The sequence below is a fragment of the Vibrio sp. A1-1 genome, assembly GCF_021728175.1.
Taxonomy (GTDB): Bacteria; Pseudomonadota; Gammaproteobacteria; order Enterobacterales; family Vibrionaceae; genus Vibrio; species Vibrio diabolicus.
On record NZ_JAKKCL010000005.1, the window covers coordinates 160,580 to 173,471 of the forward strand.

The 12,892-nt window shown below is 43.2% G+C and carries 10 protein-coding genes; 4 read left to right on the plus strand and 6 right to left on the minus strand.

Features of this window, described 5'->3' with window-relative positions:
* Positions 1-189: 189 nt before the first annotated feature.
* The 3 genes from L3V30_RS10265 to L3V30_RS10280 all read left to right on the plus strand — a co-directional run bounded on the left by L3V30_RS10265 (position 190) and on the right by L3V30_RS10280 (position 6,535).
* A complete protein-coding gene (locus tag L3V30_RS10265; protein ID WP_237308862.1) occupies positions 190-4,344 on the plus strand; it encodes an RHS repeat-associated core domain-containing protein in 4,155 nt (1,384 codons plus the stop codon).
* A 2-nt stretch (positions 4,345-4,346) separates the two neighbouring features.
* Positions 4,347-4,853, plus strand: a complete 507-nt coding sequence (locus tag L3V30_RS10270; RefSeq protein WP_012841835.1) for an ankyrin repeat domain-containing protein — start codon at positions 4,347-4,349, stop codon at positions 4,851-4,853.
* 461 nt (positions 4,854-5,314) lie between these two features.
* The gene (locus L3V30_RS10280; RefSeq protein WP_046875293.1) at positions 5,315-6,535 is read left to right on the plus strand and encodes an ammonium transporter; all 1,221 of its coding nucleotides are present in this window, start codon (positions 5,315-5,317) and stop codon (positions 6,533-6,535) included.
* Positions 6,536-6,567: 32 nt separating this feature from the next.
* Here L3V30_RS10280 and L3V30_RS10285 read toward each other — a convergent pair whose 3' ends face one another.
* Positions 6,568-6,741, minus strand: coding sequence for a hypothetical protein (locus L3V30_RS10285; protein ID WP_012841833.1), 174 nt, complete (start codon positions 6,739-6,741; stop codon positions 6,568-6,570).
* Between the two features lie 118 nt (positions 6,742-6,859).
* Between L3V30_RS10285 and cobB the strand changes: the two genes are divergently transcribed.
* On the plus strand, positions 6,860-7,591 hold the full coding sequence (cobB, locus tag L3V30_RS10290; protein WP_005396469.1) for a Sir2 family NAD+-dependent deacetylase: 732 nt from the start codon (positions 6,860-6,862) through the stop codon (positions 7,589-7,591).
* 89 nt (positions 7,592-7,680) lie between these two features.
* On the opposite strand, the gene L3V30_RS10295 is transcribed toward cobB, so the two are convergent.
* The 5 genes from L3V30_RS10295 to potA form a co-directional block, all read right to left on the minus strand.
* Entirely contained in the window at positions 7,681-8,718 is a 1,038-nt protein-coding gene (locus L3V30_RS10295) for an extracellular solute-binding protein (RefSeq protein WP_053807418.1), read from the minus strand.
* 247 nt (positions 8,719-8,965) lie between these two features.
* Entirely contained in the window at positions 8,966-9,997 is a 1,032-nt protein-coding gene (locus L3V30_RS10300) for an extracellular solute-binding protein (RefSeq protein ID WP_012841832.1), read from the minus strand.
* Positions 9,998-10,103: 106 nt separating this feature from the next.
* The gene (gene potC, locus L3V30_RS10305; protein ID WP_005396472.1) at positions 10,104-10,874 is read right to left on the minus strand and encodes a spermidine/putrescine ABC transporter permease PotC; all 771 of its coding nucleotides are present in this window, start codon (positions 10,872-10,874) and stop codon (positions 10,104-10,106) included.
* Positions 10,874-11,734: a spermidine/putrescine ABC transporter permease PotB gene (potB, locus tag L3V30_RS10310; protein ID WP_012841831.1), complete on the minus strand. Its 861-nt coding sequence runs from the start codon at positions 11,732-11,734 to the stop codon at positions 10,874-10,876. The genes potC and potB overlap by 1 nt, the downstream gene beginning before the upstream one ends.
* Positions 11,715-12,830, minus strand: a complete 1,116-nt coding sequence (gene potA / locus L3V30_RS10315; RefSeq protein WP_005396475.1) for a spermidine/putrescine ABC transporter ATP-binding protein PotA — start codon at positions 12,828-12,830, stop codon at positions 11,715-11,717. Before potA ends, potB begins: the two co-directional genes overlap by 20 nt.
* Positions 12,831-12,892 lie beyond the last annotated feature (62 nt).

The window sequence follows — 12,892 nt, forward strand, 5'->3', positions numbered from 1 at the left end:
AGTACGCTGCGCTCAGAAATTCAAAGAGTTGCATACGTGAAAATTGCCATCAATACATTCAGTCTACGCATACAGAGGAATCTCTATCGGAGGATGTTTGATTAAGGCATCTTGCTCTCACAAATAAAAAGAGCGAAACGAGCATTAAATGATGCGGCAAGGTAAGAAAAGGACAAACACGTTACGGCTATGATCCCTCAATTCGTCATTCCTATCACGAATCGCTTTGGCGAAAGTTATCACTTCTCTGGTCAGTTACTTACTAGCGGCGAACCTAAAACATTCGTGACCAAACAAGAGGCAATAGAGTTTCTTGAGAGCTTTGGTGAGCTTGACCTTCGCTCTGTCGAAGACTTGTTCTATTTGATTGGTCAATTCAAGCCAAACATACCTGACGGTGAGCTTACTTCCCAACACTATAATTCAACGTTTGCCAATGCTTTGGTGAACGGTGACTTGCATGTTGCTCGAATTGTACCGACCGGAGAAAACTACGCACTCTCCTCTGCGGTTACGCCTCCACCGACTCAAAATACCGTCAATGCAAAACCATCGAAGGGAAAGGGTAAGTCGAATAAAAAGAATGGCAGAAGTGCCGCATCTGCTAAGCCTCAACAACAAAGTAGCGAAAAACATGAGAAAGCCGGTGATCCTGTATCACTTGTGACGGGTGAAGAAATTCTCGAACTCTATGATATCGAGCTACAACAAGGTACTACTTGGCAGCGTACTTATCGCTCTTCGCAGTCGGATGTAAATCATGGAATGGGCTTTGGTTGGAGACATGCATTTCAGTTTGAATTGCACGAGAAGACGGACGAGAAAGACAACGTTATCGCTTGGGAGTTTGTTGACGATAAGGCAGATATCACAGAATTTGAGCCAGTAGATACTGGAGCAACAAGTTACCAGATATACGCTGGTGCGAGCTGTTATTTCCTAAATTCAGCAACTCGGATCGTGACGCTCGCTAATGGGCATCAATATCGATTTGAACAGAAAGATGATCGTTGGCTTGTTAAACAAGTCAGAAATGGTACGTTTTCAACGTTTCAACTGCAGTATTCTCGAAACCATCGATTGATCGAGATTGCATACAACAAGCGTCCGGTTCTTGAATGTCAATATGATAAGCAAGGACGCCTTGTAGAACTGCTTAATGCAAAGTCCCAAAAAGTTCTGACAACTTATACCTATGATGAGCACGATGATTTGGTCAGTGCAACTAATCATTTGGGCTTGAAGGAACAGTATCAATACCGCGGCCATTTAATTGTTAAACGTGTACGACCAACTGGCTTTACTCATTATTTTGAATGGGATGGCGAATGTGCTAACGCGAAATGCATCAGGAACGTTGGGGACGCAGGAATTTATGACTATCGCTTCCATTATCAGGGAAATCATTCTTCTTATTCTGACTCGTTAGATCATCAATGGTCTTTCTTGCATGACGAGCAGGGTAACTTACTCGAGAAAATAAGCCCCACAGGTAAAACTTGGCGATGGCAATATGATGAATTAGGACGAAAAGCACAAGCTATCTATCCTGATCAGTCAACGGTCAATTATCAATATAATCAGCATGGTCAATTAGTTTCTAAGTTTCATTCCTCTGGCAAAGAAGTTCAATATGGTTATGACGGCTTAGGTAAGTTAGTTAAAACGGTTTCACCTGACGGGGATATCGAGAAGGCTTACTACAATAGCCTCGGTCAAAGAGTTTGGGATACCGATCAGTTCGGCTGTGTAACAGAATATGATTACGATAAACACGGGCAAGTCGTCAAAAAAGAGTCTGAAGATGGTAAGAAAAGTCAATGGTGGTGGGATGAACAACAAAGACTTATCGCGAATGAAATAGACGGTACATTACTTCGTTACAGCTACAATGAAGAAGATTTAGTGAATGGCGTCGCTTATCCCGATGGGTGTATTGCTCAACTCGCTTATGATCAATTTGGCAGGCGTACATCAGTTCGTTATTTTAACGACGAGGACAAAGTCGGTTATAGCGAAGAATATTCTTACGATGAGCACAGTCGTGTTGCTCAGATTCGAACTCCAGCTGGCGTTACCTCGTATCAATGGGGAGCACTCGCGCAACAAGAAGCAGTCATCTTTCCCGATGGCAGCCATATTTCTTATGAATACGATCAACAACGTAACCTGACTAAATTAGTTCGGAGTGACGGCTTAGAATTCGAATTCCTGTATGACGATGAAGGCCAGCTATCAGGAACTGTTGGGTTTGATAATCTACACAGCCAATTTGATTATGACGATATGGGGCGGATCCATCGTAAGCAAGCCGCCGATAGGACTGTGCTGTACCGCTATGACGCTGCGGGTTATCTCAAGCACGTCAAAGCAGGAAATGGTAGCAGTATTGTAGAGAACCACTTCAATTATACGCTTGGTGGGCGACTTACTTTCGCATCCAATCGCCATCAAACATTGCAATACCAATACTCTTCATTCGGGCATTTAACAAAGCGCATTCAAGGTCAGTTTGAGATAGCGCAGGAATTTAACAGAGTTGGCCAACGCGTATCTCAGGTACTGCCAGATAATACGGAACTGAACTTCTCTTATGATCGATATGGGCGTTTTTCAGCGATTCGGTTTGGAAACCTAGATTTACCTCAAATCAAATTTCATTACGATGAAATGGGACGAGTTTCCCAAATTGAAACGGCATATTTTAATGAGCGCATCATTTATGATGGTGTTGGTCGTTTGGTCGAACAACATTGGCCAGATAGAGAGAAAAAGTACGTTTACAATGCGCAAAACCGTATTTCATCAATCATTGATAATACGGCAGGAGCAACGCACTATCAGTACGATGCCTTAGGGCAACTTAAACGAGTCAATGCTTCCGGAGAAGTGACTAAGTTTGAATACGATAGTTTTGGCAATCCTACTTTGCCATCTTCAGAGGTATTCGCTGATCGTATTGAAGTACACGATGGTGTCCGGTTCAAATATGACGCGCAAGGAAACCAGACAAAACGTGAGGGACAAGGACAAGTTCAGACTCGAGTGTTTGATGCGTTAAATCAGCTCATTGAAGTTCACACCGACGATGGCATCAGTCAATATGAATATGATGCATTAGGGCGCAGGACGAAGAAAATTACACAACATGGCGTTACGGAGTTCTTGTGGGAAGGGGAACGTTTAATTGGTGAACGCTCTTCATGTGCTTTCCGCTGGTACCTATATCAACCCGAAACTTACACGCCAGTGGCACTGCTAGAAAATGACGTTATTTATTGGTACCAGTGCGATCAAGTTGGTAAACCAGAGCGACTGATCGATAGCGAGGGGAATGTTGTATGGAGTGCCAGCTACGATGCTCACGGCTTTGCTCATGTACATATTGAAAAAGTAGTAAATCCACTGCGTTTTCAAGGGCAGTACTTCGATCAAGAAACCGACTTACACTACAACCTCGCTCGGTATTACGACCCTGAGCTAGGACGTTTCATCCAACAAGATCCGATATCTATTGCTGGTGGTATTAATCATTACCAATATGCAGTCAACCCAATTCAATGGATTGACCCAACAGGCTTCTTGTGTGAAGAAGGGCTAAAACGCTTACAACAAATGCTGGCTGAGTATCAGGCGCAAAACAACGTTCCCCAAGAGGTTTGTGATCAGATTTTAGAGGCAGCAAAAGAGTCATCCGTCGGAGAAGATGGCGTCCGTTCACAGGTCAAAATCCGAAGACCGGATGGCCAAAATCATATTCGCTATGAATATGATTTAGAGCGCATTGATTCGCAGAAAAACGAGATTACCTTCTATCGCCACATAAATTATTCTGACGGCAGAAAACATGAAGTTCATTGCGTTGTCAAGATAGAAGATTTTGTAAATGCACACGTTATCGACAGAAATGAAGGATCTGGTATTGCGAACACATCTTTGGATAAAAGTGGAAGTTTGCGAATTTTACAAGGATTGTTATTGGAGACGAAGAACTCTGATGAAACCTTTGATTTTGGAGCATATTTAAGGTCTGTCGTGGGGCCTCCTCCTAAAGATATGCCTGATCCACATGCTCACCACATACTCTTTAAGAAGGGCTTGGGGGCAGAGCAACAAGCTCTCGTTACTGAGGGCCAAATTCTTTTGAGGAAATATGGCATTGATCCAATATTTGGCCCTGAGAATTTAGTGTGGGCTCCAAATCGCATTGAAGGTCAACATGATATTAAGGCGTTACAACAAGTTATTGATTTTCTTAAAATGACCGATGAAATGTTTGGTACGCGTGATGAGATGATCAACGCTTTAAAATCACTGGGTAAAACAGCAGCTGTGAGGAGATAAAGATGGCAGGTGAGCATAGCGCAAAAGATGTAATGGCCGCGATTAAGTCGGGTGATGTAAGTGAGGTTGAAAAAATTCTCTCAGGAGATGACAAATTACTTCATCTAATTACGCCATTGGGTTCGTGGTTGCACATCGCAACGGAGCAAGGGCAAGATAAAATTGTAGAGCTTCTGGTGAATCTAGGTATTGATGTAAATGTCAAGGGGGGGCCTTCAGGTGTAACTCCCTTAAATACAGCTGCATATGAAGGTAATTTAGACTTACTTATCTATTTTCTAGAAAGAAGTGCAGTGATGGATATATCTGAACCAGACCGCAACCCATTGTTTGCTGCGATCCATGCAGGTCATAAAAATATTGTGGAGTTATTACTAAAAGCTGGTATAGATACAACGGTTAAATATACTGGTAACTCTATGAAAGACATGGACGCTATAGCGTTTGCTTATGAGTGGGGACGCAAGGAAATCGCAGAAATGATTAAAGAGCACAATAGGCACGCTTAGTAGAAGTTAATATGGTACGACAAAGGTAACCGTTTATCTGTTGAAACTGGTTGGCTTCCTCCTTATCTCGTCGAGGGGCGTTGGCAGAAGATGTAAAAGCAGGGAAGAACACTCGATAAACTCCTTTAGTTAGCAATTCAGTATATAAGCCACCTCTCATGAGGTGGCTTTTATGTTTATGGTGGGGAGTTTGCTGCTTGTTGAGCTATATGGTGCGCATTATGTTGGTGCACTACAACCATATTGGTGCATTTATTAGCGTGTTAAGCACCATTTCAAGAATGCATAATTTTATTAAAGTTCATACAAAACAATAAATTAAAGCGTAAGTGTTAGAAATGTAAATTATGGAATGAGAATTGCTCTGTTAGACGCTCTATAAACTAAGTTCACCAAATTGGTGATGAGCCTAACTTTGATGCACAGGATAAGTGCGCTACAGATCAACGGAGACAATCATAATGAGTGTAACTGCCAATCAGGTACACGGCGCTGTACAAACTCTCACGCAAAGTTCCGACACACTTTTCTTACTACTTGGCGCAATCATGGTTTTTTTGATGCATGCTGGTTTTGCTTTTCTTGAAGTAGGAACCGTGCGCCAAAAGAACCAAGTTAATGCTTTAGTTAAAATATTGGCTGATTTCGGTATATCCGCCATCGCGTATTTTTTTATTGGATACTGGGTCGCTTATGGCGGCACCTTCTTTGCTGATGCAGAGACATTATCTCAAGGCAATGGTTACGAGTTAGTGAAGTTCTTTTTCTTGCTGACCTTCGCTGCAGCGATTCCCGCTATTGTTTCAGGTGGTATCGCAGAACGAGCTCGTTTTTATCCGATTCTAATCGCAACATTTTTTACTGTCGGCATCGTATACCCGTTATTTGAGGGAATAATCTGGAACGGAAACTTTGGTGTTCAAGCTTGGTTTGAAAGTACCTTTGGTTATGGCTTTCACGACTTTGCAGGTTCAGTCGTTGTACATGGTGTTGGCGGCTGGATAGCGTTGGTTGCCGTTGTGTTTTTGGGCATGAGAAAAGGCAGAGTTCGAGCAGGAAAGCATACCAACTTTGCACCTTCGAATATTCCGTTTTTGGCTTTGGGAGCTTGGATCTTATGTGTGGGGTGGTTTGGCTTCAACGTCATGTCAGCTCAAACCGTGTCAGGCATAAGTGGCTTGGTGGCTATGAACTCATTGATGGCAATGGTCGGAGGCATTGTCGCGTCATTGTTGGCTGGTAAGAATGACCCCGGCTTTATTCATAATGGCCCACTAGCTGGCTTGGTTGCTGTATGTGCGGGTTCAGACTTAATGCATCCTATCGGTGCTTTAGTGACAGGTGCGATTGCTGGCGTTCTATTTGTTTATCTTTTTACCTACCTACAAAACAAAACCAAGATTGATGATGTGCTAGGTGTCTGGCCTTTACACGGTTTATGTGGTGCTTGGGGGGGGATTGCAGCAGGGATCTTTGGGCAAAGCGCGTTAGGTGGGCTAGGTGGCGTGAGCTTTCTCGTTCAGCTTCTAGGAACGCTTTTGGGCATTTCTATCGCAGTGATTGGGGCACTTGCAGTCTACGGCGCGATCAATGCCAGTATGGGACTAAGGCTTTCGGAAGAAGACGAATTCAATGGCGCTGACCTAGCCATTCATAAAATATCTTCTACCAACGAGGATTGAGGCCAATGTGGGAGCGGCGTAAAGCCGCTCTTTTAGCAATTGCCTTTTTTTGCTTGGCCAGGGGGACAGAAATCTCCATTACCACGATGGTTATCGTCATTGGTGCTGACTCTTACTTTTACGTCGTCCACTTCGCCTTCAACATTGGTTAGTTGGCAACCTGCTAAAGTCGTAAGTAATATAAGCGCTAGAGATACTTGTCTCATTGCTGTTCCTCTTAAATTGTAATTCTAATAGTGACCATTACGACCATGGTCTAATCCATATTACTACTGTTGCTATTCTTTCAGTGTTAAGCTAATGAAAAAACAGCAAGGATGAGTTATGAATTTCCCTTATAGAAATATTGTAGTACTTACTGGTGCAGGTATCTCGGCCGAATCTGGTATTCAAACATTTCGTGCGCAAGATGGCCTTTGGGAGAATCACCGTATTGAAGATGTAGCAACACCTGAAGGGTTTGCTCGCGATCCGGACCTTGTTCAAGACTTTTACAACCAACGCCGCAAGAAACTTCAAGACAATGCGATACAGCCGAATGCCGCGCATAAGGCACTGGGCCGCCTAGAAACCGAGTTAGAAGGTAAAGTGACGGTCATCACTCAAAATATAGACAACCTTCACGAAAGAGGCGGCAGCCATAACGTCATTCATATGCACGGTGAGCTTTTAAAAGCGAGGTGCAGTGAATCAAACCAAGTTATAGAACATAGTGAGGACATTAAGACTGGTGAGCTTTGTCACTGCTGTCAGATCCCTTCACAAATGCGACCACATATTGTTTGGTTTGGTGAAATGCCACTACGAATGGGGGATATCTACGCAGCATTAGAAGAAGCAGATTTATTTATTTCTATCGGGACATCTGGCGTCGTATATCCCGCAGCAGGTTTTGTTCATGATGCAAAAATGCATGGCGCGCACACCATCGAAATTAACCTCGAGCCTAGTGCGGTAGAAAGTGAATTTGAGGAAAAACGCTACGGAAAAGCAAGCGTCGAGGTTCCAAAATTAGTTGACGAGATACTGGCTCTAGAAGGAAAAGAAAGAGCGTAATAATTCTCACAGAGGAGAGTTTTTGTCTTGTCATTAAGAACAAAAAAAGCGGCTCATGAGCCGCCTTTCATATCTTTAAAACTAACGAATTAGTTGTTCACTTTTAGCTTTTGGAAGTACTCATCGTACATTACGCTCGCTTCGCCAACTTCATCTTGCCAAGTACCGCTGTCCATCACTTCTTGTGGTGGGAAGATGCTTGGATCGTTAGCAAATTCTTTCGGTAGCAGTTCGTGTGCCGTTTTCACTGGAGTAGGGTAACCAATCTCTAGTGCGATCTTAGCTGCGTTTTCTGGGCGCAGTAAGAAGTCAATCATCTTATGAGCCGCATCAACGTTCTTCGCGCCAGTTGGAATTGCCAGGCTGTCCATCCAGAAGATCGTTCCTTTTTCTGGCCAGATGATGTCGATGTTCGCGCCTTCTTGACGAGCCATGTAAGCAGAACCGTTCCAAAGCATACCAAGTGAAACTTCACCCGCTAGGTAAGGGTTTGCAGGAAAGTCTGAGTTAAATACTAATACGTTTGGCATTAGTTTCTTCAACTCTTCATAAGCCGCTTTGATTTCATCTGGGTTAGTGGTGTTCGGTGAGTAACCAAGTTTAGTCAATGCAATGTGGAATACTTCGCGAGAATCATCCATTAGCATTAGTTGACCTTCCCACTTGCTATCCCAAAAATCATCCCACTTAGTAACAGACGATTTGTCTAGCATGTCAGCATTGATACCAATACCAGTCGCCCCCCAAATGTAAGGGATAGAGTAGTTGTTGTTCGGATCGAACGGTTTGTTAAGGAAGTTAGTATCAAGATCGGCAAAATGAGACAATTTCTCTTTGTCGATCTGTTGCAGCATGCTTTCTTTACGCATTTTAGAGACGAAATAGGTAGACGGTACTACCAAGTCGTAACCAGAACCTTGGGTTTTAAGTTTTGCGTACATACTCTCGTTAGATTCATATGTAGAGTAAATAACTTTGATTCCAGTTTCTTTTGTAAAGTCTTCAAGAACTTCGTTTGGAATGTATTCCGACCAGTTATAGAAATACAGTTCTTGATCAGCAGCCATTGCAGGGGTAGCGATGAGCGTCGCTGCACATAGAGCGCTTGCGTAGAATTTACTTTTCATTTGTTTTCCGTTTTGTTTCGCGATTGGACAAGTCAATACTAGCTGGAGTTATCAAGTTGAGCCAAATCGCAGTAAGCACAAATCTGTTTATTTAGCTCGAGGGCTGTATCTCCGCTTTGTGAGAAGATAAAACTAGACATCGAGCCAGATAAACCTAGCAACGCATAATTATATCAGTCAATTACAAAAATAGGCAGCGTATTGCTGCCTATTTTCTTTTAGTCGATGACTTGTTACACAAGCTCGATTACTGTCCCGCTTTCAGCTTTAGGAAGTAATCTTCGTACTTAACGGTTAGATCACCAACCGCATCTTGCCATTCCACTCGATCAAGATCTTCTTGAGAAGGAAATAGCGGTGCAACATCTTTAAACTTAGCGTTCGATTCCTCTACCGCTGTTAAGTAACCAGTATCACGTGAGATTTGCTCTGCGATTTCTGGACGTAGTAGGAAGTCGATCATCTTGTGAGCTGCTTCTACGTTCTTCGCACCGGAAGAGATAGCGAAGTTATCAACCCAACCGATACCGCCTTCTTTAGGAAATACGAGTTTAAGATTTAGGCCTTCATTTTGAGCAGCTGCAGCGCTGCCGTTCCAAAGCATACCAACGCCCACTTCACCAGACATGTAAGGTGCGCCTGGGTTGTCAGAGTTGAAAACTAGAACGTTTGGCATCAACTTTTGTAGCTCAGCGTACGCTTCATCTATTTGTTTAGGGTCTTTTGAGTTGCCTGAATAGCCAAGTTTACGCAGAGCGATATGGAAGACTTCACGAGTGTCGTCCATCAGCATTACTTGACCTTCAAGCTCAGGCTTCCATAGATCTGCCCAGCTTTGGAAGTCGTTTGGATCGTACATATCTGCGTTAACCGCTAGACCTGTAATCGCAACAACGTGTGGAATAGAGTAGTCGTTATTTGGATCGTAAGGCTTGTCTAGATAGTTCTTATCTAGGTTGCCGAAGTTTTTAAGCTTAGTCTTATCGATCTTTTGTAGCATACCTTCATCGCGCATTTTTGCTACGAAGTACGTTGAAGGTACCACTAGATCATAACCTTGGTTATGAGTTTTTAGCTTTGCGTACAAAGTTTCATTCGACTCGTAAGTCGAGTAGATCACTTTGATACCAGTTTCTTTGGTAAATTGCTCTAGGATATTACTGTTGATGTAAGGCCCCCAGTTCATAAATACCAATTCTTTATCGTCCGCTGCCGCTGAACCTGAGAACAGAGAAAGCGCACATGCACTACCAGCTAATAGAGTAGCCCATTTTTTCATTGACGTTAGCTCCAAACCAAACGTTGTCCAAATCATTTTGGACGGTAGATAGAAAAACAGAATGGCATGTAACCATTCTGTTTCGTGATGTTAACGGATGTGGATTTTACTTTACTTTTTCTCTTGCAAGCAACTGAGAAATTACGACAAGAATTAAAGAAACCACCAACATGACCGTTGCAAGAGCATTCACTTCCGGTGAAATACCCACCTTAACCATCGAGTAAATTTTCAATGGTAGGATTTCATACGTTGGACCTGTTACGAACGAACTAATAATTACGTCGTCCAGAGACAGGGTAAAGCTAAGCAGCCAGCCTGCCGCAACTGCTGGTTTTGCAAGAGGAAGGATGATCTGCTTTAAGATAACCCATTCACTTGCGCCAAGATCTTTTGCTGCTTCCAACATCTTCACATCGAAGCCATTTAAGCGGCTGTATACGGTTACCACCACAAATGGCAAACAGAAGGTGATGTGGGCAATCAATAGAGTAAAGAAGCCCAGCTGTGCGCCTAATACTAGGAACAGAGCAAGTAATGAAATCGCCATGACAATATCTGGAGACATCATTACGACAAACAGCATGCCGTTTACAGCACCTTTGCCTTTGAACGAGTAACGGAATAGGGCAACAGCTGTTAAGCTCCCAATAATAGTAGCCGCTGTTGCAGAAAATACCGCCACGTTCAATGAGTGCCATGCAGCCTGCATTAGGCTGTCGTTGTTGACTAGGGTTTCATACCATTTCGTGGTGAAACCACCCCATTTCATACCAAATTTATTGGCGTTAAATGAATTTACAATTAGTACAACGATTGGCAGATACAAAAATGCATAAACCAACGCCATAAAGCTAAATCTAACTGTGCGTCCCATTAGTCTAGCTCCACTTTCTTATTCAATAATTTTCCTGCTCGGTAGTAAGCGTAAAGCATGACCGCCATTGCGAAGGTGAGGGCGATACTGGTCGCAGCACCAAATGGCCAATCACGAGCGTTCAATACTTGGCTCTTAATTACGTTACCAATCAGTAGGTTCTTCGCACCGCCTAGAAGATCTGAGATGTAGAACATACCCAGCGCAGGTAGTAGAACCAACAAACAGCCACCGATAATGCCAGGCATTGTCAGAGGTAGAATTACTTTAGTAATGGTTTGGAGCTTGTTCGCACCGAGGTCTTTTGCTGCCTCGATGTAAGTGTTGTCCAACTTCTCGATTGCCGAGTAAAGCGGCAGAATCATGAAAGGAAGTAGGATGTATACAAGACCAATCATTACAGCCGTTTCGGTATACATAATACGCAACGGCTTGTCGATGATTTCCATTGCCATCAGCGACTTGTTCAAAATGCCCTGTGTACCGAGAACAATCTTCAGTCCGTAAGTTCGAATCAAAGAGTTCGTCCAAAATGGTACGATCACCAAAAACAGCATAAACGGACGCCATTTTTCAGGCATTTTCGCTACGATATAAGCAAACGGGTATCCAATGACTAAACACAACAACGTTGCCACAATTGCCATGTAGAACGAGTGCATCAGCACTTTCGCATACAGTGGGTCCAGCAGACGCAAGTAGTTGTCGAAAGTGAATGTCATTTCGATTAAGTTTGCTTCATCACGCGTTAAGAAACTGGTACCAATAATCATCACGTTTGGTACCAACACAAACAGTGTTAGCCAGCCTACGATTAAGGCAATGATCGCGTTCTGAAGATTAATCTTCTTGCTTATCATTGAGTACTACCTCCCAGCTCTCAACCCAAGTGATAGCGACTTTCTGGCCAAGTGAGTGGTCCACATCAGGATCATCTTCGTTAAAGAATTCGCTTACCATTACACGCATACCTGAATCCAATTGGATAACAGAATCTAACGTCATACCTTTATAAGTACGCTCAGTCACGTGACCTACAATGCCTTTTTCTTCAGACTCTTTGATTTCTTCGATACGTAAGTCTTCAGGGCGAAGTAGTACTTGTAGTTTGTCGCCTTTCTGTGCTTCCTTATCGTAGTAAACGACGGATTCAACACCTTCAATTTCTGCGCGGATGCGTTTGTCATCGATGCGCTCTAGCATGGTTGCATTGAATACGTTGATCTCACCAATAAAGCGAGCAACAAACAGGTTCTTAGGCTCTTCGTAAATCTCACGCGGAGAGCCATCTTGTTCGATAACGCCATCACGCATCACGATAATGCGGTCTGACATCGATAGGGCTTCTTCCTGATCGTGTGTTACAAAGATAAAGGTAATACCAAGTTGACGCTGAAGCTGCTTCAACTCGATCTGCATTTGTTTACGCAACTTGTAGTCCAGCGCCGATAGCGATTCATCGAGCAGAAGTACTTTTGGTTTATTAACAACTGCACGAGCAATTGCGATACGCTGTTGCTGGCCACCAGAAAGTTGGTGCGGTTTACGCTGTGCCATTTTTTCTAGACGAACCATGCGTAATGCTTCCATTACTCTTGGTTCAATCTCTGCTGCAGGCGTTTTCTGCATACGAAGACCAAAAGCGACATTGTCAAAAACGGTCATGTGTGGAAACAGTGCGTAACTTTGAAATACCGTGTTGACGTGTCTCTGCTCAGCAGGAACCTGTGTTACATCTTGGTCATCCAAAATGATTTGACCGTTATCCGCCGCTTCAAAACCAGCAATCATTCGTAAAACTGTCGTTTTACCACAACCAGAAGGCCCAAGAATCGTCAGAAACTCACCATGATTAACATCCAGATTTAAATTACCGATGATTTCCTTACCATCGAAACTTTTACTAATACCAGATAAACGAATAACTGGCTTTCCTGCTTGCGGTTTTGCGTTCAACGTCTGTATTTCCCCCACGTTCAAGCTGGAATAATCCCAGCTGATGTGACACTAGCCATTCA